Source organism: Cytobacillus sp., assembly GCF_964223445.1.
Lineage (GTDB): Bacteria > Bacillota > Bacilli > Bacillales > Cytobacillaceae > Cytobacillus.
The window spans coordinates 1-23,073 of record NZ_CAXQGS010000057.1; the positions used below are offsets into that span (position 1 = coordinate 1).

The 23,073-nt window shown below is 43.4% G+C and carries 18 protein-coding genes; 11 read left to right on the top strand and 7 right to left on the bottom strand.

Going from position 1 to position 23,073, the window contains the following annotated elements:
- Positions 1–31 precede the first annotated feature (31 nt).
- The 4 genes from ACEQ1T_RS10720 to ACEQ1T_RS10735 all read left to right on the top strand — a co-directional run bounded on the left by ACEQ1T_RS10720 (position 32) and on the right by ACEQ1T_RS10735 (position 5,214).
- Positions 32–436, top strand: a complete 405-nt coding sequence (locus tag ACEQ1T_RS10720) for a hypothetical protein (RefSeq protein WP_370222827.1) — start codon at positions 32–34, stop codon at positions 434–436.
- Between the two features lie 2 nt (positions 437–438).
- Positions 439–1,632: a phosphopentomutase gene (locus tag ACEQ1T_RS10725; RefSeq protein WP_370222829.1), complete on the top strand. Its 1,194-nt coding sequence runs from the start codon at positions 439–441 to the stop codon at positions 1,630–1,632.
- Positions 1,633–1,754: 122 nt separating this feature from the next.
- Complete coding sequence (locus tag ACEQ1T_RS10730) at positions 1,755–3,491, top strand: methyl-accepting chemotaxis protein (protein ID WP_370222831.1); 1,737 nt, start codon at positions 1,755–1,757, stop codon at positions 3,489–3,491.
- A gap of 346 nt (positions 3,492–3,837) precedes the next feature.
- The gene (locus ACEQ1T_RS10735; protein WP_370222833.1) at positions 3,838–5,214 is read left to right on the top strand and encodes an N-acetylmuramoyl-L-alanine amidase; all 1,377 of its coding nucleotides are present in this window, start codon (positions 3,838–3,840) and stop codon (positions 5,212–5,214) included.
- A 37-nt stretch (positions 5,215–5,251) separates the two neighbouring features.
- Here ACEQ1T_RS10735 and ACEQ1T_RS10740 read toward each other — a convergent pair whose 3' ends face one another.
- Positions 5,252–5,857 (bottom strand): S-layer homology domain-containing protein, encoded by a 606-nt coding sequence (locus ACEQ1T_RS10740; RefSeq protein ID WP_370222835.1) that lies wholly within the window; start codon positions 5,855–5,857, stop codon positions 5,252–5,254.
- A gap of 348 nt (positions 5,858–6,205) precedes the next feature.
- Between ACEQ1T_RS10740 and ACEQ1T_RS10745 the strand changes: the two genes are divergently transcribed.
- The 7 genes from ACEQ1T_RS10745 to ACEQ1T_RS10775 all read left to right on the top strand — a co-directional run bounded on the left by ACEQ1T_RS10745 (position 6,206) and on the right by ACEQ1T_RS10775 (position 16,377).
- Positions 6,206–7,585, top strand: coding sequence for an N-acetylmuramoyl-L-alanine amidase (locus tag ACEQ1T_RS10745; protein ID WP_370222837.1), 1,380 nt, complete (start codon positions 6,206–6,208; stop codon positions 7,583–7,585).
- A gap of 92 nt (positions 7,586–7,677) precedes the next feature.
- Entirely contained in the window at positions 7,678–9,591 is a 1,914-nt protein-coding gene (locus ACEQ1T_RS10750) for a S8 family serine peptidase (RefSeq protein ID WP_370222839.1), read from the top strand.
- Between the two features lie 172 nt (positions 9,592–9,763).
- The gene (locus tag ACEQ1T_RS10755; RefSeq protein ID WP_370222841.1) at positions 9,764–10,714 is read left to right on the top strand and encodes an S-layer homology domain-containing protein; all 951 of its coding nucleotides are present in this window, start codon (positions 9,764–9,766) and stop codon (positions 10,712–10,714) included.
- A 112-nt stretch (positions 10,715–10,826) separates the two neighbouring features.
- Entirely contained in the window at positions 10,827–12,092 is a 1,266-nt protein-coding gene (locus ACEQ1T_RS10760; RefSeq protein ID WP_370222842.1) for a DUF3221 domain-containing protein, read from the top strand.
- A gap of 104 nt (positions 12,093–12,196) precedes the next feature.
- Positions 12,197–12,895 (top strand): SGNH/GDSL hydrolase family protein, encoded by a 699-nt coding sequence (locus ACEQ1T_RS10765; protein ID WP_370222844.1) that lies wholly within the window; start codon positions 12,197–12,199, stop codon positions 12,893–12,895.
- Positions 12,896–13,172: 277 nt separating this feature from the next.
- On the top strand, positions 13,173–14,174 hold the full coding sequence (locus tag ACEQ1T_RS10770) for an NlpC/P60 family protein (protein ID WP_370222846.1): 1,002 nt from the start codon (positions 13,173–13,175) through the stop codon (positions 14,172–14,174).
- A 202-nt stretch (positions 14,175–14,376) separates the two neighbouring features.
- Entirely contained in the window at positions 14,377–16,377 is a 2,001-nt protein-coding gene (locus ACEQ1T_RS10775; RefSeq protein ID WP_370222847.1) for an S-layer homology domain-containing protein, read from the top strand.
- A 35-nt stretch (positions 16,378–16,412) separates the two neighbouring features.
- Here the strand turns inward: ACEQ1T_RS10775 and ACEQ1T_RS10780 are convergent, their stop codons facing one another.
- From ACEQ1T_RS10780 to csaB, 6 genes are all read right to left on the bottom strand, one after another.
- A complete protein-coding gene (locus ACEQ1T_RS10780) occupies positions 16,413–16,685 on the bottom strand; it encodes a hypothetical protein (protein ID WP_370222849.1) in 273 nt (90 codons plus the stop codon).
- Between the two features lie 30 nt (positions 16,686–16,715).
- Positions 16,716–17,126, bottom strand: a complete 411-nt coding sequence (locus tag ACEQ1T_RS10785) for a DUF4830 domain-containing protein (RefSeq protein WP_370222851.1) — start codon at positions 17,124–17,126, stop codon at positions 16,716–16,718.
- A 107-nt stretch (positions 17,127–17,233) separates the two neighbouring features.
- Positions 17,234–18,820, bottom strand: a complete 1,587-nt coding sequence (locus ACEQ1T_RS10790) for a hypothetical protein (protein ID WP_370222853.1) — start codon at positions 18,818–18,820, stop codon at positions 17,234–17,236.
- 14 nt (positions 18,821–18,834) lie between these two features.
- A complete protein-coding gene (murJ, locus tag ACEQ1T_RS10795) occupies positions 18,835–20,361 on the bottom strand; it encodes a murein biosynthesis integral membrane protein MurJ (RefSeq protein WP_370222855.1) in 1,527 nt (508 codons plus the stop codon).
- Between the two features lie 73 nt (positions 20,362–20,434).
- Positions 20,435–21,607 carry a glycosyltransferase family 4 protein gene (locus ACEQ1T_RS10800; RefSeq protein WP_370222857.1) on the bottom strand — a complete coding sequence of 391 codons (1,173 nt, stop codon included), beginning with the start codon at positions 21,605–21,607 and terminating at the stop codon, positions 20,435–20,437.
- A gap of 240 nt (positions 21,608–21,847) precedes the next feature.
- Complete coding sequence (gene csaB / locus ACEQ1T_RS10805) at positions 21,848–22,957, bottom strand: polysaccharide pyruvyl transferase CsaB (RefSeq protein ID WP_370222859.1); 1,110 nt, start codon at positions 22,955–22,957, stop codon at positions 21,848–21,850.
- Between the last annotated feature and the right edge of the window lie 116 nt (positions 22,958–23,073).

Below are 23,073 nucleotides of genomic sequence, written 5' to 3' on the forward strand. Positions count from 1 at the left end.
GCGGGCCAGTTGCGGCCCGGCGGCGCGGTGAATGGCGCCGGCCACGCCGCCGCCTGGAACAACCCCGCTGCATGCTTACCGGGATCTCCCCGAGAAACCGGCCATTGTATATGTAACGGAAGTGTCCCACCAGGATCACGAGCATTATTACGTCATTGGCGGCGGCTATTACGGACGCTCCCATTTAACCGGTTGCCTGGTTGGAAGCGATGAAAAAGAAGTATTGAACCAGTATGTAAAAGCATTCGAACCGGCTCCTGAAGCGATTGATTACTATGGTGCGATTGAGAAACCGGAGGGCTTTCTGGTTTCTGAAGGAGATACAGCTGTTTTCTCTTTCCGTACCCAGGTGTTCGTCACAAGGGCCCATATTGCCCTGGTAAAAGGAATTCAAAGTGGAAAGCCGGAACTGGTTCACTTTGAAAGGAAGTGGTAAAGATGGCAAAAGCAATTCTGCTGGTGATTGACAGCTTTGGCATCGGCGCAATGGAGGATTGCGGAGAGTTCAGCCCTTCTGACTGCATGGCCAATACCTATAAACATATCCGGGAATCGGTGGATTTTTTAAACATACCAACTCTATATAGCCTTGGGCTTGGAACGCTTGTTGATGGCAAGGCGGCCCCTGCCAATGCTTACGGCTTCTCGGCACTTGCCCATCACGGAGCAGATACGTACCTCGGGCATCAGGAAATTGCCGGAAGCTGCCCGAAGCGTTCAAATAAAAGGCTGATGAAAGATATTCATCGAGACCTGGCGCAGGCATTAACAGAAGCAGGCTATGGGGTTGAATACCCATGGAAAGACCGTCCAGTACTATTAGTTAACGGTGCCTGTGTCATCGGGGATAATCTTGAGTCCTCACTGGGAAATATCATCAATTTAACCGCTGATTTTAATAGAATGCCTTTCCAGGAATTAAAGGAAGTCGGAAAAATTGTCCGCCAGAATGTCGACACCAGCCGGGTCATTGCATTTGGAGGACCCTATACAACCATTGAACATATCCTGTCAGTTGTCCATGAAAAAAATCCCGGCCAGTGGGGAGTAGATGCACCGAAGGCGAAGGTATACGGCAAAGGCTATGAAGTCTATCACATGGGCTACGGCGTAAACATAGACGGACAATTTCCGATGATAGCAGCCAGATGTGGCCTCAAAGTACATCGGATTGGCAAAACGGCAGATGTTTTGCATGGTGAAGGGCCTGCAGATCCCATTGTGGATACCGAAAGAGTGTTGCGAGTTTTAGAGAAGTCATATTTGAAAGAAAAAGAGGATGCCGCATTTCTGGTAAATGTGCAGGAAACAGACCTGGCCGGACATGCTGAGGATGCCGAATGGTATGCCAGACTGCTGAATACAACGGACCAGTGGCTCGCAGAATTCCTGCCCAAGTTGGCAGAGGAGGATCTGATGATCATCATGGCCGACCATGGAAACGACCCAACTATCGGCCATTCCAACCATACGAGGGAATACGTTCCAATACTTGCAACCGGGAAGCGGGTAAAGCCGGTTAACATAGGAAAGCGCCATTCGATGGCTGACGTCGGGGCGACATTCAGCGAGTTTTTTGGACTGCCTGCCACTGAGGAAGGCGAGAGTTTTTTGGGAATGATTATAGATTGAGAGAGATGCTGGAGCCAAAATGGTTTCAGTATTTTTGTGTATTTCCTGATTTTTCTAGTGCTATTTAACCAGGTTAAAAGTTATAATCCAAATAAGAAATATTTACTAACGGAGTGAAATATATGAAAAAGCTCAGCACTAGAATTGCAATGGTTATGGCTATTGGAATGGCAATTGTTTTACTCGGGAATATTGCTATGCTCTACTTAAGTACGAAAAATTCAGTAGAGTCGTCTATTGAAAATTTTAGTCTAAGCATTGCAGACAATATAGCTTCAAAAATGGAAACAGAGAAGTATGAGGATTTTTTGAAGAATCCCGAACAGACTGAGGCTTATTGGGACCTTAGGGAACAGCTGAATGATTTCCGGGAGAAAACGGGAGCGTTCTACGTTTATACTTTAATGGCTGACTCCGAGAAGAAAGAACTCTTTATAATGGTGGATGGCCTGCCGAATGACTCCGATATTGCTGCAGACATTAAAACACCGACAACTGCTACAACATATGAAGATATTTCTCCTGTTCTGGATGGAAAAGCATCGAGTTCACCGATCGTTCATGATCCGGAATATGGAGACTATCTATCCGCGTTTGTACCAATTAAAGCCGATGGAAAAGTAATCGGGATATTGGGTGTCGACATTAATGCAGAGAATGTTAATAGCATTGCAGATCAAGTACTCCTGGAAGTGCTGCCGATGAACCTGGTGATAAATATACTGTTAATCCTTGCGGTTGTTGCCATTCTGGCCTGGTTCGTCAAAAAAAGACTGCACCCGCTGCAGAATATCAGTTCAGCAGCCCAATTGATGGCTGATGGAGACCTTCGGGGAGCAGAAGAGAAGGCTAATTCCATTAAGGTAAAAGGGAATGACGAAATTGGTCAAGTTACAGAGTCATTCAAAAAAATGACGCAACATACAAAAGTGATGGTTGAAGATATAAAAGCATCTTCAGAAGCACTCCTGGTTTCCTCGGGTAAAATAAAGAACAAGATGGAAGAAATCAGCCAGGCCAGCAGCCTGATTGTCAGAGGGATTCAGGAAGTGGCAGGGGCTACTGATATACAGCTGATCAGAAGTGAGGAATCTGCAAAAGCAATAGAAGAAATGGCCATAGGCATACAGCGTATTGCGGAAGCTTCGACAGATGTGAGCGAACAATCCGATACAGTTTCACAGCAGGTAAAAGAAGGATATGATGAAATCCAATCCATCATCCGTCAGATCAATGAGATTAAAAAGATTGTAAATGAATCATCCGTATTCATAGAAGAACTGGGAACTCAGGCAATTGAAATTGAGGATATTGTTAACCTGATTTCAGGCATAGCGGAGCAAACCAATCTGCTTGCATTAAATGCAGCCATTGAAGCAGCAAGGGCAGGCGAACATGGCAAAGGCTTTGCCGTTGTATCCCAGGAGGTTAAAAAGCTGGCAGAGGGCTCCAAAGCATCTGCTGCACAAATTGCCGAAAAGCTGAATCACTTCAGATTATCCATTGAACAGGCAGTCGGAAATATGCATGCGAGTTCTGGTAAAGTGGAAGAAGGCACTGTACTGGTCAATAGTGCCGGCGAGAAATTCAATCAGATCCTGCATGCGGTTGAAGGAGTTACTGGGGAAATTCAGGAGGTTTCTGCTGTAACAGAAGAGCTCTCAGCCGGGTCAGAAGAGATTTCTGCATCCATTGATGAATTTGCGGGTCTATCTAAAGACACAGCACAAATTTCCCGCCAGGTCGCAGCCTCAACAGACCAGCAGGAAAATGCAGTAGAAAAGATATCAGAGCTGACCGTTCAGCTGAGCAGTCTTTCTAAACAGCTGGAACAGTCGGTGGAGAAGTTTAAATTATAGACAATACCAATCTTTTTAGATAGGCACCCCTATTTTCATTATATAGGGGTGCTTTTCGTTTGAAGTAATGTGCTAAAACACTCAAGTACTCCGGTGGAAAATTTAAGGGAACTATAAACAATCTCTTATGATGCCAACATCGTAAATGATTAATCGACAAAATTCGAGTGGTGCCTGTCACCGCATAAGTCAAAAACCTCATAACATTTCCATAATATTCATCATTCGACAAAATTCGGGTGGTACCTGGTACCTTTTTCAGCTGGTGGAATATAGCTAAATTGGATGATTCGGGGGATTTAGACCTTGTGGTAATATGTAGAAAAAAGGCGAAGGGAGCAGGTTGATGAGGAAATTTGTTTTAGGAATATTGGCATTTTTGCTGATGCTTCCTATTTCTGAGATTGAGTCTGAGGCGGCAGGATCGTTTAAGGATATAAGCACTAATCATCGTGCGTACAATGAGATTAATTATCTGGCCCAGGGCAATATTGTAAGTGGTACATTAGATGGGTATTTTCGCCCCGGAAAGGTTGTTACCCGCGGGGAAGCTGCTGCGATGATGGGGAGGGCTCTTAATCTGAATGGCCGGAAGAGGGCCACTCAGTTTTCGGATGTGGGCAGTCAGTACTTTGCCTCCGGCTACATCCAGTCCGCAGTTGAAGCGGGAATACTCACAGGCTATAAGGACGGATCCTTTAAACCCGGACAGATTGTGGATCGCGGAGAAATGGCCGTTATTATCAGTAAGGCGTTCGGATATGAATTTGGCGGCACACTTTCAGGTGCAGCAAGAGCCTTGATATCCAGGGGGATTTCTCAGGGGACAGCCGATGGCAGCTTTGGAGCAGACCAAAAGATTATTAGAGCGGATTATGCCATTTTTCTCGCAAGAGCAGTAAATTATAAGCTCCGATTGACTCAGAGCATCAGCTATCCAGCAGATCGTTCTATAACAGAGGATTCGGTACCTTTAAGAACAGGACCTTCAAACCTCTATTCAAGCTTAGGAACATTCCAGACTGGAAATAAAGTGGAAGCAGCATATGCTGTCGGTCCGTGGGTGTATATTCGCGCAGGAAGCAAAGAGGGATTCATACATTCCAATTATTTAAATGCACCATTTGGAACTGTTAAAAAGGTGCTTAATCAGCAGATGATCGTTATTGATCCCGGCCATGGCGGCAAGGATCCCGGTGCTGCCGGCTATGGTTTAAAAGAGAAAAATGTAGTCTTGAATACTTCATTAAAGCTGAAATCTTTCCTGTCCAAAACACCATTCCAGTATAAATTAACCAGAGAAACGGATAAATTCATTGAGCTGGCAGACAGAGTTTCTTTTGCAAAAAATGCAAATGCAAATGTATTCATAAGTGTTCATGCCAATGCATTCAATGGATCTGCAAATGGGACAGAAACCTATTATTATGCTTCAAATAATAGTTCATCAGACAGCAAAATACTAGCTTCCAAGATTCAAGGGCGCCTGGTGACAGCATGGAAGCTCTATGACAGAGGAACTAAACACGGAGATTTCCATGTTCTGCGGGAAAACACAATGCCGGCAGTTCTTGTCGAGCTGGGCTTTATAGATAATAAAACAGATAATGCCAAACTTGCTTCTGATGCCTGGAGGCGGGAAGCAGCAAAGGCCATCTATTGGGGGATCCTCGATTATTATAAAGAAAAAGGCTTTTATGTTACCCACTTATATAATAAATAATTAAACGGAGTCGGAGGACTCCGTTTTTTCTATTAGACTATTTCTTAAACTGATTATCCATTGCTCTTGCAAGGAAAGCAGAGAATTCTCCTCTTCTCATCTCTTCTTCCGGCCGGAAAGTGCCATCCGGAAAGCCCTCTGTAATGTTTTCCGCGACAATTCTCTTAATGTATGAGTAGGATTTCATATGCGGCTTTACATCTGGAAATGGCAGCTCTGCTTCTTCTGTCAGCTTGAAGGCTCTTGATAGGATAATGGCCATTTCTCCTCTTGTCACAATCTTATTTGGACGATAGTTTCGGTCCCGATAGCCTGTAATAATTCCTGCTTCATAGACTGAATTGGTATAGCCGCTGGCAAATGTATCTTCAACCACATCCCAAAAGGGGGTATCTGCTGGTGTTCCGTCGAGGCCGAAAGTACGGCCAATCATGATAGCAGCCTGTGCCCGGGTTACATAGCGATTGGCACGGAAAGTGTTATCCAAAAAACCGCTGATAATCTCTTTTTCTGTCAGATAATTGACCTCATCATAAAATCGATAGTCCGGAGAAAGATCCTTGTACCCCTGTGCATATGTATTCGGGGTAAAAACAGAAAATGCAAGAGTCAAAACCAGCATGAAACCAATCCATTTCTTCAAACCAAAAACCTCCTTTATTTTCCATTTGAACTATAAATGGTTAATTTGGAATTTAAAAGGAACTATCCTAAAATTCAGACAAAATTCCCATCAAAAATCCACCTCCATAATTCCAATATCCTACTGTACTAAATATCTGAGTTAAATTTGAAATTAATGGAATTTAATTGGTTTTAATTACCTATCAAAATTCGATTATATCTTATAAAATATACCCATTTTCTGCCGATATTGATAATATCCGACATTAAGCAGAATGCAAAATTTCTATTTTTTTGCAAAAATGGTTGATGCAGGTTGTTTTTCCAGTGTGTTATGATGTAGAAAAAAGGCGAAGGGAGAAAGCTAATGAGGAAAATGGTACTTGGGATTCTGCTGGTTTTGTTATGTCTTCCGTTCTATGGAACTAATGCGGAAGCGGCAGGGTCATTCAAGGACGTAAGCACCGGACACCGAGCTTACAAGGAGATTAGTTATTTGGCCAATGGTAATATAGTCAGTGGATCTTTAACGGGTTATTTTTATCCTGATAAGATAGTAACACGCGGGGAAGCGGCAGCCATGATCGGCAGGTCGCTGAATCTGAACGGAACAAAGAGAAATACCCAGTTTTCAGATGTAGGCAGTCAATATTTTGCTTCCGGATATATCCAGTCTGCAGTGGAGGCGAATGTTCTATCAGGGTATAAGGATGGAACATTTCAACCGGACAAGCCCGTAAACCGAGGGGAAATGGCCGTCTTAATCAGCAAGGCCTTCAAATATAATTTCGGCGGAACACTTTCCGGAGCAGCCAATGCCCTAATCTCCAGAGGAATTTCCCAGGGGGTGGCAGATGGCTCATTCGGAACAGAAAAAGATATTATAAGAGCAGATTTCTCTGTATTCTTAGCGAGAGCGATAAATTACAAACTGCGGTTAACGCCTGTTGTTTCTTTTGAAATGGAACGTACAGTAACAGCAGATTCACTAAACGTCCGTACAGGTCCTTCAACCCTTTATCCAAGAACGGGGGCTTTAAATAAAGGCGCAAAAGTTGAAGTGGCTTATGCAGTCGGAAGCTGGGCTTTTATTAAATCAGGAAATATTGAAGGGCTTGTGCATTCTTCTTACTTGAATGCACCAATAAATGCAGGGAATGAAAGCATACTCAGCCAGAAAATGATTGTCATTGATCCTGGACATGGAGGCTCCGATCCTGGGGCAGCTGCTTATGGAATAAGAGAGAAAGATGTAGTGCTTGATACCGCACTGCGAGTAAAAGCTTTACTTGCTAAAACTCCTTTTCAATATAAACTGACAAGAGAAACAGATAAATACATTTCACTGAGTGAACGGGTAAACATTGCCAAGCAAGCCAGTGCGGATACTTTTGTCAGTATTCATGCCAACGCATTCAACGGGTCGGCAAATGGCAGTGAAACGTATTATTATGCTGCTTATCAAAACCCGAATACCTCTGACAGCAAATTGCTTGCTACTAAGATTCAAAAGAGGCTTCTGGCAGCCTGGAATTTGTATGACCGTGGAGTTAAGAACGGCAATTTCCATGTGATCCGTGAAAACACAATGCCGGCTGTACTGGTTGAGTTAGGATTTATTGATAATAAAAAGGATAATGAAAAGCTTGCCTCTGCAGCATGGAGACAGGAAGCGGCAAAAGCAATCTATTGGGGCATTCTTGATTATTACAAGGAAAAAGGTCTGGATGTTTCAAACCTATACTAAATTACCTTTTAAAAAATCTATAAACCTATTAAACTAAAAAGGAGTCTACTAGAATAGACTCCTTTTGCTTTATAAAGAAAAGAGGATGCCAGATGAAGAAATTTATGAAACGCCAATGCAAAGCTTTCCTTGCCGCTCTTCTTCTCTCTCTATTCACCTTGTCAGGTATTCAGAATAAGGCTTCGGCTGAGGTACAGGACTCCTACATCCTTTTCTTCAAGAGTGGATACACGGAGAAAACTTTGCTTGAATTAGGCATTGAAGTGAATAAATCCTACATTAATATACATGCTGCAGCGATTGAAGCCAGCGAAAGCCAGATTGCGGCACTAAAAGATTTGGGGATTATTGAAAAAGCGGAAATAGATCATCCTGTAAAGGTGAGTGCTCAGCTCACCCCGTGGGGACATAAAAGTATTAACATGCCGGCTAAACAGCCAGCCGGCCTAACTGGAAAAAATGTTAAAATAGCTATTCTGGACACGGGTGTTGACACCCGTCATCCGGACTTGTCAGTCAAAAGCGGCATTTGTGTCCTTGACCGCTGTCCAAATTCTTATCGGGACGATAACGGGCACGGGACACATGTGGCAGGCATTATTGGAGCTAAAAACAATGATATAGGCATTGTGGGAGTGGCGCCAGGTGCAGAAATTTATGCCATTAAGGCACTGGATGCGTATGGGAACGGAACGACTTCAACCATCATGGCCGGGCTCGATTGGGCGATATCCCAAAATGTCGACATCATCAACATGAGTCTTACATCGCCAGTCGAAGATTTTGGAATGAAAGCCATGGTCGATAAAGCATATAAGCAAGGAATCATTATAATCGCAGCTGCAGGCAATACCGGAACGGATATAAAAAAAACGGAGCAAGTTCTGTACCCTGCAAAATTCAGCAATGTGATAGCCGTTTCCGGTGTTGATAAAAACAGTGTTAGGGTTGATAGCTCCTCAAAAGGAAAAGAAGTGGAAATAGCGGCCCCTGGTGACGCGATCTACAGCACTTATCCTACTGATCTAAGCAATGGATATGCCCACATGACCGGAACTTCCATGGCAGCTCCTTTCGTGGCGGGACTGGCAGCTCTTTATAAAGAAAAATATCCGCTGTTAACAAATGCAGAGATCCGTACCCTTTTGCAGAAAAATGCCAAGGATCTTGGTGCAGCCGGCAGAGATCCCCTTTATGGATACGGGCTGGCACAAGTGGATACAGCTGCATCAGAGGCTCTCAATATTCCATATACAGCGGGCAATGGAACAGTCGTCCTCAATATGGAGGAAGTACTGCAAAAGTATGAAGGATATAAACTGCTTCGGTACGACCAGGTCCTTGCTGAAAAAGGTGCAGAAACGTCAGTAACAGATTACGGCTTAAAAGGATCGATAAAATATACCGTTATCCCACTGCAGAATGGGGAAGAGGTTAGGGAAAAGGGCATCAATATTCTAGTAACGCTTAGTTCACCTGCTTTTAATGACATAAGCAATACCAAGTGGTATAGCAGGCATATGATGTACTTGAATACCCATTCTATTCTGCTTGGATATGACAACGGAGAGATCAGGCCGGATCAGCACGTAAAAAGATCAGAAGCTGTCGCCATGCTCGGCAGGGCATTAGGACTGGATAAAAAGCAGAGAAGTACAAGATTTTCGGATGTTGGCAGCAGCAATCACGCATCAGGCTATATTGAATCAGCAGCAGAAAAAGGCATTATCAGCGGATTTAAGGATGGTACATTCCGTCCGGATGAACCAGTCACAAGAGCTGAGATGGCCATTCTTATCTCAAAGGCATACTCGCTGCCTGACACTCAAAGTGTTGCTTTTAGTGACGTAAACAAAAATGTAACCGGATATCAGTCCATTTATAATCTTGCTGCATCAGGAATAACAGAAGGCTTCAAGGATGGCACCTTCCGTCCATTTGAAAAAATGCTGCGCTCCACCTATTCTGTATTTCTCGCAAAAGCAGAGAACTCTGCTCTTAAATGATAGGAAAAGCTGCTCAATTTGAGCAGCTTTTTTATTTAACAAATGTGTCTAAAATAGGGTTAAATTACCTGTATTACAAAAATATTAAATTTGTTACAATCATTTTTGTAATGGGCAATATTTTACTTATTTATGAGTTTTAAAATAATATGATATAAAAGGAGATTACCAGATGAAAAAGGTTAGCAAGGTTTTAGCAAGTGCTGTAATTGCAACACTAGTTGCATCTGCTTTTACTCCAGCTGTTTCTGCTGCTGAAGTAAAGCCGGCAGTATCTGCAGCTGCACAAAAGGCAGATGATTTTGGAATGGAATTTGATCATCCATTCACAGATGTAGGGTCAAGATATGACGAGGCGGTTAGCTTCCTTTATAATGTAGAAATTATAAATGGCAAAACAGCTACTACATTCGGGACACATCAAAACCTTACAAGAGGCGATGCAGCAGTAATCCTGGCAAATGCTCTTGGATTGGATACTGAAAATGCGCCGGATGCAGGATTTAAAGACCTTAATTCACGTGTCAGAGGTTCTGTTAACGCATTGGCTGAAGCGGGCATCGTTTCAGGAAAAACTGCTGATGCATTTGGAACAGGCGACCCATTAAGCCGCGGGGCAATGGCTAAATTCCTGGCATCAGGCTTTGAATTAGAAGAATATGCTGTAGAAACTCCATTTACAGATGTTGGCGGTGTATTTGCCCCTTATATCGAGGCACTATACGGAGCGGGCATTACAAGCGGTAAAACAGAAACATCTTACGGAACACACACAAATATCACTCGCGGTGATTTTGCTAACCTATTATATAGAACAATCATGTTTATCATTGACAACGAGTACCTTCCGCTTGCGGAATCAGTATCCTCATTGAGTCCTGCTTCATTCAGCATTACATTAACAGAAGCGGCACCTGAAGAATTTTCCGCAGGTGACCTTTGGAATTTATTTTATGTTGATATTGAACTGGAAGATGGATCATCTATATATGTGAATCCAACATCTGTAACACTTTCACCTGATCGCACGGTGCTGACAGTAGAACACTCTTCGCTAGCTGGAAAAGCCGGCACGATCTGGGTTGACGGTGAAATATCTGCAGAATTCAATTACAAGAATTAATTCTTTCAAAAGGCCATTCTCATTTAGGGAATGGTTTTTTACAATATTGTAACTTTTTTCCTCTCGTTTCGTCTGTATTTGCAAAGACAATCGAATTTGAGGGGATTTTTCTATGGGAAAATATAAAACGCTGGCTGTCCTGCTCGGAAGCGGGTTCATTCTGTCTGCTTGCGTGACGGGAGAAGTACAGCATCAGAGCGCCGCAAATCCAAGTGAACAAACGCAGTCAGTAACCAAAAATGATTCTGGCTGGAAAACGATTGAGACAATCAGCGGAAGGAACATTATTGCCAAATTGGACCCGGCTAAGGAGACGCCTGATCGTGATAAGGTCATCAAACAAATAAAGGAAAGCTGGGAGTTTAAGGAGGGCTTATATGGACCCCCTAGTGATGATATTGCAGAAGAGCTGGCAGTTCAGCAAACGGAAGGCGAGATAGCTCTGCCTTTGCTTTATAAAACCTACGGGGGAAAAGAAGGTTTTGATAAGGAAGGGGTCGTATTCTTCGAGAATAAATCACGGGGCGCTGCTCAATCTGGACTATGGATTGGCGTAAAAAATCCGGATGACCGCTTAAAACAATTTGTCAAAGCCCTCCAGGCCGAGGCGGATGCAGGGGTGATCAAGGCAGAAAGTATTTTTATCTATCACACTCCCCATACAGCAGCTGAAAACAATCAGAAAATGTATGAGGTGAATAAAGCGGCTGTTAAATTCAGGAATCAGCATGAAACACCGGATCGCATTTCGCTTGGAATCAGTGTAGATACAATCAGCGGAGAGATAAATATTGAACATAATTTCCTTACAGAGGAGCAAAAAGCCAGCCTAAATGAACAATTTGCCGGGGGGAAGATTAACTTTACCCAAACAGGGAGGCTTGCTCCAATCGGAGGAGAGCCGGATACGATTCATCCTAAAAATCAATATACAGATAAATACTCCCAGGCTGGTTCTTATGTAATGGAGTTATCAAATAATAGAATGCTTGCAGTGGCCGCTTTACCAGCGGACTTTGGAAAAACCGGAGGAGACTCGGATTACTTTTCAGCAACATATTTCGAATTTCCGGATGCCTCCAAAAAGCTAAAAGTGGGGCAGCGTGTTATGGTAGAAGCCTCCGGTCCGATCAGAGAGTCCTATCCAGGACAGGGAACGGCTTTATACGTGGAAGTCCTGCCCGAATACAAACCGGAAGGGGCAGAGCTTTCCGAATCACAGGTCATAAAAAAAGCTTTAAAGACGATAAAAGACCAGCAAGGAGTTGCAGCGGTCCGCGATTTATCCTTCAATGAAGAACTTGATGAGTGGAGTATAAGCTTTAAGCAGAATGAGAAAAATTTTGAAGTGAAGGTAAATGATCATTCAGAGGAATAAAACACTTAATTTGCTGTTGATTTTCCTGTAAATGGTATAGGGCAGGTTGATAGTATGGTAGAATACAGGATATATACCACTTTATTACAAACCAGGAGGAGAAAATGAGGGAAAAAATCATAACAGCATGCATGACGGCTATGCTCCTGTTTCTGTCTGCAGGCGCAGTTAATGCTGAAGCAGCACGGTTTATTGGTTTCGGCGACAGCAATACAGAAGGCCTTACCTTCAAACATTATGGATATGATTTAAATAAACGCTGGGTGGTTCTAACCGGAGCAATCAACGCCGGTTTCAGCGGAAACCATACAGACCAGGCGCTCAAAAGATTTAATAAGGATGTACTGGCGAAGAATCCGGATAGTGTAGCCATAATGTTCGGCATTAATGACGGGCTTCTATACGATAATGGAAAGCCGATGGTGGATAAAGCCAAATTTGAAAAGAACCTGACATACATGGTGGAAGAACTGAAAAAAAGAAAAGTAAAGGTATTGCTGATGACAAACATTCCTGTTCAGCAAACCCTTTACTACAATATGTATCCGGAAAAGAAGCATTTATATGCTGATAAAGGCGGAATTCGTCTTTGGATGAACAGCTATAATGCTATTATCCGCAAAGTTGCAAAAGCGGAAGGTGTCCATCTGGTGGACCATTATGCCAATGCAATCCATAAAGCTGGAGGGGCACAGGATGGAAAGCTGTGGGCGAGCGGCTTATATGACCCCTCAGGACTTCATTGGTCACCAAGAGGGCATGGAATGATGGCATACTCTATCAAGTACTACCTGGCCAGATAATATCAAAAAATAGTATACATATTCCAAATGGGCTCTGCCGCAAAAAAGCGGCAGAGCTTTATTTTTTGTAACATAACTGTAATAAAACAAAAATCTATTAATTCAATAGTCAAAAAAGTATACATATTCCCTGATTTTTCGGCATGAAACCCCTTTTGTCGATTTGTAACATAACAGTAAAGAAAATTACACATTTGATTTGGTAGAATATATCTATCGAAACCAGATTTTGATAAATTACGAGAAATTTAGTAATAGAATTCGACGGGGTGACATAATGAAGCAAATGCTGACAAAATTCTTAACAGCGATATTGATACTGGCGATTCTGCCATTTAATACAGTCTCTGCAGCGACACCGGATCAGGAAGAAGTTGTAAGAATTGCAAAATCCAATTTGGGAGTTCCTTATGTTTGGGGCGGAACCACACCTAGCGGATTTGACTGCTCAGGATTTATGACCTATGTCTTTGGGAAAGTTGGAATTGACTTGCCAAGAACCTCAAGCGAACAGTATAGCAGTGCAGGAGTCAAAGTCAGCAAATCAGACCTGCAGCCTGGCGATTTGGTTTTCTTTGAAAAAACATACAGCAAAGCCGGCGTTACACATGCCGGAATTTATATCGGAAACAATGAATTTATTTCTGCAACATCAAGCAGAGGCATTAAAATTGATTCTTTAGGCAGTACATACTGGGGCCCTAAATACTATGGCGCAAAACGTGTTCTGACAAACACTCCGGGAGTATACTCCGATGTTTCAAAATCACATGTTGCCTACGATGCTATCTTTACTTTAGGAAACAAGAACATCATCATGGGCTATGAAGATAACACATTCAGACCAGATGAACCAGTAACGCGCGGACAAGCTGCGGCTATTATGAACCGCCAATTAAAGAAGGTGCCTAAATCTCTTTCCGCTTTTAAGGATGTTCCAAAATCATCACGCTTTGCAAAGGATATTGCTGCAATTAAGGAGCTTGGCATTATTAACGGATTTAAAGATGGCACCTTCCGCCCGGATGAGTATATGACAAGAGCAGAGATGGCTGTCATTGTACAAAATGCTTTTAAACTCCAAGGAAGTTCGTATTCAAAGGCAAGCAGTACTTACAGTGATATTACACCGTCTTACTGGGCACATGATGCAATTGTAACGATGAGCAATATTGATTCTACTTCGATCTTTGAGGGAAGCAAATATTATGCTACTCACCGTGCATCAAGAGCGTTTTTCTCTGCTGCAATCTACAATTCTATAAATGCAACAAATTAAGATGTAAGCCGGGACTCGATCCTGGCTTTTTTATTTCTCTATTTTCAATATATTTCCATTAAATCCCTGCGAAAAATGAGGAAAAAGTATGGAAAGTGTCTATTAAAAATAGGTAATATTTTGGTAGAATGGTAGTAGACAGGCAAATTACGACATTATTAGTATTTATGCCAGATTAAGAAATGAGAGGGGAAAATTCACATTGAAGAAAGCTAGGCTTCTGTTGCTTGCCTTTATTCTTTTGTTCACGGCATTTCCTGCTGCTGGCTATGCGGCAGACGATATTACCGGCATACAGCTGGAGAAAGAACTAAGAGAGGCCATCGAGAGAGAGATTATGTATGGCTATGGTGATGGTGTTTACAAACCGGATTTGAAAGTGACCCGCGGGGAATTTGCGAACTTTGTATCGAGGGCTCTGAAGCTTCCTGCAGCGCTGCACAAATTTCCTGATGTAGCGGTTACTTCAAGCTTAGCGCCGGGAATCAATTCTGCTGCTGAGGCAGGGATTATATCAGGTCAGACAGATGGAAACTTTAATCCTGATCAGGAAATTACGCGTGAGCAAATGGTTATCATGATCAAGAACGCATTAGACTATAAAAATATGACAGTAGAATATGAAGTTCCTGAGCTTTTAAGTGATTTTGACAAGCTGGCTTCTTCTACTTCGCGTATTGCGGTTGCCGCAAGTGTATCCTTGGAAAACACAATCGGTTTTCCGAACGCTGACGGCAAGACTTATAGATTTGCTCCAGAAAAGCAGGCGACACGTGCTGAGTCTGCAGCTTTTATCATCCGAATGATCCATGCGATCGAAGACTTTGAAAATCAGCTTCCAGGAGAACCTGGTGAGCCTGAGATCGAGAAGCCGTTTGTCATTTCAAGCATTGATGAAAATGGGCAGCTTGTTGAAACCAGGAATGCCTTTGAAACATATAGCCAAGCAATTGAAAATTGGAGCCCGACTTCAACTGAGGTTCTTACTTTTAATGGGAAAGTATTAAAAATGCAATCCGGTTTAGCGTATGCAAGTCCATCAATCGGAAAAGCTACAACCTATTTATACAGCAGCGACAATTTAACTTCAGTCGAGGCGGCTGTCCCTCCACAGGAGGAAATGAAATATCTGGCTTCTAACGAAACAGCAGTGCAGGTATACATTGGCGGGAGGACTGCCTATGTAAAACAATCTGAAGTGCATCTTGTTCCTGCAAAAATGGCAAAAAAGCAAAGCTCATATAAAGTGAATAGCAGCAATGAATTGGTTTACAGCATTTATAATCCTGCTGCGGATTCTTCTGCTGCCTTTATAGTTGGAAAAGCTCCGAGCTTCCTGAAACAAAATATTACTTATTACAGCTGGGATGGAACCAAATTTTATACAAGCCCTATGGGAGGCTCTTCCTCTTATGTAGGGCAGTACTACCCATATTACCAATTCTTATCTGCCCGTACAAAAACAAGCTACACCGCTGAACAGCTTAATCAATTTATTGACAAGAGATTAGCTGAGCTGGAGGCTACTGGACTTACAGTCTATAAAGATGCCACAAAAATCAGCAAGGTAAAGGGACTTGGAACGTATCTGAAAAAAGTGGAAGCTGAATCGAACGTCAACGCCCTGTTAATTTTGGGCTGGGCATTCCATGAAAGCCAATATGGCGTGAGTGCCAATGCATTAAAGCTTAACAACCTTTTCGGCATTGAAGCCTACGACAGCAATCCGTCCGGTGCGGTAGCATATCCGACACCAACAGACAGTGTCGATGCACTTGTCAGCAAATATCTCAATGGTGCCTATATTCCGCAGGGAGACTGGCGCAGCAATGGTGCAGCTCCGGGAAATAAATCGATTGGATTTAATGTAAGATATGCAACAGATGCCTACTGGGGATCAAAAATTAATGGTCATATTTACAGAATCGAAAAGGCATTAGGCTTTAAGGATTATACAAATAAACAAGTCATTGGATTGATCAATACCAATGGAACAAATGTCAGAACATCCCCTTCTTCCAAACAGGGTACAGCTAATCTTCTGTATACGTATAAAACAGCCAACAAACCGGTTGTCATTGCAGAAGAAGTAAAGTCACTTGATGGCGATAGCTGGACATGGTATAAGATACTTTCCGATGCCAATGGAACACAGTATGGCTATGTACGTGAAGATCTTGTGACCAAGATTTCTGCGAACTAAAGAAGAATCCCTTCTCGAATCGAGAAGGGATTTTCTTATTCACCCGGAATATAATCCGGTGTGCCATATACATGAAATGTTTTTCCATCCGTTTTTACATGGATGTTGGCTGTTGATTCAGTAGTATAAACAGAAGAGCCTGCCTCTGCCAGCCTCTTGACTGCATCCGGATGCAGCATTTGATCTCCGCTTCCTGTCCTGTTCATAATAATGGAAACTTGAGGAGATACCTCCTGCAGGAATGCTTCTGATGATGAGGTGCTGGAGCCGTGATCTCCTGCCTTTAGGATCTCTGCCTGATCTGGCAATATACTAATTTAAGGAGATATAACCTTTGCCTATTGCTGCATTATGTCTTCCTCGATTAAACGCTCCCGATCATCTAAAGAGAAAAGACCCGGAGACCAGTTTTCCAAAATTCCGTGTCCGCCGATGATTTCATTGTCCATCTCATATATGGATGCCGACATTTTGTCTCCATTCGTTTGTTTTTCCTTTAAAAGGTAAGTGGTCATTTTAACCTCTTTGCCTCGGTATGGTTCAAGGTCCAATCCCGCTATTTTTAAGGATTCCAGGCTTTCAGGGTGGTAATGGATCGTTTTGATTTCTTCACTGGACTTGGATTTAACATGCCATCCGGATGCTGACAAGTACTCTTCATGTTTTTTAGTTATTTCCTTATCTGCAGTACTGCTGCAGCTTGCCAGGAATAAGGATAGAGCGAGGAAAAAGAAAATGTACTTTCTCATGATTGCCCCCTGATAAGGTGTAATGCTTATCATTTCTGTAAATAATCAAAGAAACCTTTATTATTGGTCTAAAAAAAACCAACCTGGTATCCAGGCTGGTCTGTATCCTATGGTCTTGAAAACCCTTGCCGGGCAAGCTCTGCTTTAACTTCTTCGAGCAGAATTACTTTTTCCTTCGCCAGATAGCCCGCCTTTGATTCGATCAGCTGGTCAATCACAGGGCTTCTGCTTTCCCCGATGGATTCCCAATTTCTTTGGTGTTTCAATAAATCGACAAGAGTGAGCTGCTCGTAATCATTGCCGGCAAAGGTCAGGTCGGGGTTGACCTGGTACCAAAGGTCTCCGTTTTCACGGATCCAGGCAGTTCCAATGTTTTCAATGGCTTGTCTAATTTTTTTTGCTGCCTCGAGATACTTTTCCTCACCAGACTGCTCATAGCAGTCAAGCAAGAGGTTGGCTCCTCCGAGGACATGATTCATGGAGGCGTGAGTTTTCTGTTTTTGATCATATGATGAGAAATAGTCTGCAATCAAAAGGCCATCATCCACCTTAATGACATTGCCTTCTTTAATCTGGCCAAGCAGGTAATCAGCATAATTCAGCTGGGCTTTCATCAGCTCGGATGAATGAAGCTCTCCACCAATTTTAGCCAGGTAGAGTCCAATGAATTCATTATGGCGGGTATCGATGTATGGAGCTGTTAATCCATATGCGTTTTTCAGCCAGGTGCTTGTATATTCGGTTTCCCAGATCTTTGTACCTTTTTCTTTCCGGTATTCATAAAGGTCAGCCGCAGAGTTTGCCATCAGGTTATAGTAATAGCGCTCTTTTGTGCTGATATACCGGTCAATGGCTTCGCGGTCAACCATAACACCGAGGTTGCGGCCATAGCCATGCTTTGTATAGGGCTCAATGGACCATGGAAGCTTTTTCATAGGTCCGCCCACAGTGAGCCAGCCATTCGCCTCTTTGTAGGAATCAATCTGATAATTAATCCAGTCTTCATGCCCCTGGCTATTCGTAAACAGCTCTCCCTTGGAAAGCATGAACCATTGCTCCGACAGCTTTCCTTTTTCTGCTTCAAGCTTAAATTGGATGGCTGTTTGATCTTCCTTTTCTTCGAGCTTGTAGGCTTTCTTTTCATCATGCAGAATCCGGATCTGACTGGCCAGGCCGTCCGCATAATCCATTTTATGAGGGGACGAGATTTGCTGCTTGCTCAATACAAGCTCAGAAGAATCGTCATCATTCAGTTTAAATAAGCCAATGGGCTGGGTGGATCGGTCATCTCCGGTATTTTTATCATGGGGTCTTTCAATTACCCTGGGCGCCCAATCGATGAATTCAGCTTGACCGCTGGAATCAAACGAAAGTGAAACCATTGCGGAAACCGCATTTTCAGCCATTCCCTCAAGCTGCATAAAAACAAGCTGGTCTCCATTATCGATTTTACGCAGTTTAATATGAAGCCTTCCGGCCAAATCGCCCTTTTCAGCAAGTTCATACTGATAGTCGGTATCCTGATAGAAGGGCAATAGACTGGATTCGCTTATGTTTTTATTTGATATAGACAAATCTGAGCTGATATTAAAATCAGCTGCTCCTAATTGGATCGTTTCCTGAAAGCTGTCTTTTTTGCAGGAGGACAGCAACAGGACAGCCATAAAAAGAATAAATATTATTTTTTTCATCATCCATACCTCGCACTTTATGTGCGGGCTTTCTTTTTCTTCTTAAGAATCCCAAGCAGCTGATTAAAGCCTTCTCGGTAAAAGATGTAAATCCCTGCAGCATAGAGGATGACTCCGAGCGGTATTAAAATCGCCAGCTGTATAAGCGAATACAATTCGGTAATGGCTGTGAATTTTTGTAAAAGATAGAGAGGAACAGCCATAATCAGGGTCGGAATAACGACCCGTATAACAAGATTTAAGAGCTTTAAGGCTTCCGAGCGGTCAAAGTCTTTGTATACGACAAATCCTGATGCTGCCAGGTAGTAGACAGAAACAAATGCACTTGATAAGGCCAGCCCCGGATAGCCAAACGGCTTCAGCAGCAGCCAGTTAAGAAGAGCATTTAAGGCAATGGTTGTGACACTGATACGGAAAATAATCGCCGTTTTTCCGCGGGCATACATAGATTTAGAAACAATATACTGAAGCCCTTGCGTGACAATCATAGGCAGGTAGAAAATAAGTGCGATATACGTATTGTGCGTATCTTCAGCTGTAAATTCCCCGCGTTCGTATATGAATGAAAGCGCCTGTTCCCCAACAAGAAACAGCCCGACAGCAATTGGCATCAGTGTGACAAAGGAGATCTGCATCCCCATAAAAAAGGTCGATTGAAACTTTTTGGGATTATCAATCTGCTCGGACAGGAGCGTAAAGATAATAACGGCTATCGTTGTTCCGTATATGGCATGCGGAATACTCACAAGCAGGGATGCGTTATTCAAATACGTAACCGCACCCTCAACTGTCCCGGAAGCAAATGATTTATTGACAAACATGTTAATCTGGCCGACCACTGAATTCAAAAGGGAAGGGACCAGGAGTACAAGAAACGCCTTTCTGAATTCCTTATCAACCTTAACAGTCGGGCTCCAGCGGTAGCCGCTTTTTCGAAGATAAAGCAGCTGGATGGCCGACCCCAGGAGTGTCCCGAAAATAAACCCATAAGCAAGACTGTTAATGCCCCACTGATCAGAGAACAGGAGGGCAAACACCGCGCCCATTAAAGTAGCAAGCAGTTTGGACACCTGTGTGGGAACGAATACCCTGCGCCCCTGCAGGTAGGAATCCAGAATCCCGTTCAGGGCAATGGCGCTCATGAACAGGAAGAAAAATTGAGTAATATCAACGGCAACCTCTTTTGTAAGAGGAAGCATGCGTCCATAAATAAATGGAACGAAATATGGAACAAGGAAGTAGCCGATAACCGTAACAGCAAGGAAAATTAATACGGTCGCATTCATGATTCCGTTGGCATTTCGCTCCGTTTCCTCTGGGTTTTCCTTGCGCTTCTGAACATACAATGGAAGGAAGACGTTATTAAAGCCTCCCGAAATCATGGCCACAACAAGAGTGATAAAAGAAAACGCCAGCAAATAGCCGTCCGTATATTCACTCGCGCCAAACTGGCGTGCGATAATACTTTCGCGAAGGAAACCGGACAGTTTTAATACAAGAGCCAATAAAGTTATAAAGAGTGCAGCTTTTTTTAATGAAGCCATATCACATTCACTTCCTGTGAGATTTCAAAAGAAACGTGCAGAGAAGCTCTCTACACGTCATGTAAAATCAAGATTATTTTTCCAAAGCGGACAGGTAAATTTGTTCATACTTTTCAGCCGCAGCAAGATGGGAGTATTCCTCCTCGATCTTTTGGCGGGCTCTTTTGGCGAGGGCAGCACCTGTTTCGGGATTTTCAAGGAGATAGATCATGGCATCTTCCAGCTCGCCAGTATTTCTTTCCTCGACGAGCAGTCCGTCTTTTTCATGATCGACAATTTCCTTTAATCCGCCGACGGCGCAGGCAATCAGCGGAATGCCTGAGCCCATTGCTTCAAGGGCCGAGATGCTGGTCGCTTCTTCAACACCTGCAGAGTGGATGCTTGGGACAAGCACAACATCAGCCAGGGCGAAAAAGTCTTTAACCTCTTTGTGCGGGATGGCACCAAGCAGAGTGACCTGATTTTCAAGCCCTTTTTCGGCTACCAGTGCTTTTAATTCTTCGAATGCTTCTCCCATTCCTGCGTATACGAGCTTTGCATTTGGGAATTTTTCAAGCACCTTCGGGAAAGCAAGCGTTGGATAGATAACTCCATTCTTCTTTGTCAGGCGGCGCGGCACGAAGAAAACTAAGTCATCGTCCGAGAAGCCATGCTTCTGGCGCAGCTCCGCTTTTTTCTCGACAGCAGGCTTGAAATCATGGATATCTATGAAGTTGCGGATTGCTGTACCCTCAACGCCAGCCTGTTTTTTTACATAATCTTTAATGCGCTGGTCAACTGTGATGACCTTGCGTGTCTGGCTGTAAGCTTTTTTCTCCATTTCCTGAAGAAATTTAGCTTCATCGCTGTTTTCCTCCACTGAACCTGCGCTTACAGCTTCAAAGGCCATATAGCCATGGACGGTTGAAACGGTTGGGATACCTGATGCAATGGATGCGAAGGTAGCGAACACGTCTTGCGCGTTAATAATATCGTAGTTTTTGTGTTTGTTTTTTTCGATTAAGGTTTGGAGCATGTTCTGGCGTGCTTTTCTGCTCCATAGGATTCCCTTGCCTTTTTTGACTTTGTTCAGGACAAAGCTTGGGCCGCGGGCGATGAATTTTGATTGCCAGCCGGGCACATCGCTGATGGACAGGACATCGACTTCGTGGCCTCTTGCTTCAAGACCTGCTTTTAAGGTTGTTACATGTGTCGATAGACCGCCTGCATGGGGATAATCAAAAACAGTGGTAATTAGGATTTTCATATCACCGTCTCCTCATTGAGAGTATTTTTTACTGTTACAAATCGCTTTGTTATGTTATTTACCTTCTAAATGATGCCCGTTGATTTCCGCTGCGGGCACTTGCTTTCCGCGGGGCGGGCGGTGAGCCTCCTCGGCTTCGCCTGTGGGGTCTCACCTGTCCCGCTGATCCCGCTGGAGTCAAGTGCCCTCCGCTTCAATCAACTCAGTGAATCAAACTAAGCTGGCGTTGAAATTTTTAACTTATTTCAAAAACCTAGCTTTCAGCAGATCAATGTTTTCCATTGCGTCACGGCGCATAGTGCGGGCGTTGTTCTCTATCATCGAGCTAAGTTCTTCTCTATTAGCCAGAACTTTGCGGCTGTTTTGGATCAGTTCGCCGGCTGTTAGTTCTTCCAGCGGGAAGGAGTGCTCCCACATGCCGGAACGTTTTAGTAAGCTTTCGACTTTTTTATCGTAGCTGATTCCGATGTGAGGGACAGCTACGAGTGCTGAGAAGATGAGTGAGTGCAGGCGCAGGCCGATTGTCATCTCGCAGTTGGAAATAAAGTTCAGGTATTGATTAGGTGAAAAGTCCGGTCCAAGTACGTGGCATTTGTCGGCTCTTTTCATATGCTCCAGCACATGGTTGGAAGCACGTATATCGTGGTGACCTTCCATTGGAACGAAAATAGGCGTTATGCCTTCACTTTCAATCAGGTGATCAAGTGCTTCGCCGATTTGCTTGTAATGCGCCGTGTGCTGGAACCAGGGACGGACCGAAACGGCAACGAGCTTTTCGTCTCCCTTTAAAGTAAGGCTTTCAAGACATGCCTGGTCTTCCTTTTTTTGAAAGGCAAAGACGATGTCTGCTGTGACCACTGACTCGGGGCGATTGACGCCGAGTTTTTGAAGCAGGTCCTTAGAGTATTGGTCACGCACGGTAATAAAGTCTGCCATGTTGGCAAATACTTTCATTAATATTTTCCCCCAGGCCGAGTTGACGGGTCCGATGCCCTGGGAGAAGAACATAACCTTTGTTCCGCATAGCTTGGCCAGGAAAACAATCAGCAGATAATAAGGAAGCGGCCCGAACAAAAACTTAGTCGGATACGTATCCTGAAGGAGCCCGCCTCCGCCGCTAATCAAAAGATCAGCGTCCTTTAATGCTTTAACCTTGCCTTTAAAATCATGGCGCCAGCCGCGGTATACACTTTTTACACCATAAGTCTCTGCTGTTTTGCCGGGGGATAATGAGAATACAGTCAAATCAGGATGGTCGAGCTCATCCTTCAAGTTATCAACAATTGCTTCAAGAATGGCTTCATCACCAGTATTGCCAAGTCCATAAAAACCAGATATTACAATTTTCAAAGAAGTATTGCCTCCTTATGTAAAATCAACCAAATTCTAATGCGAAGGGCTTATTTTTCCCGGGATGCATTCTGCCCTATATAATAGAAGCTAAAATCCGCTGCCAGCCAAAATAC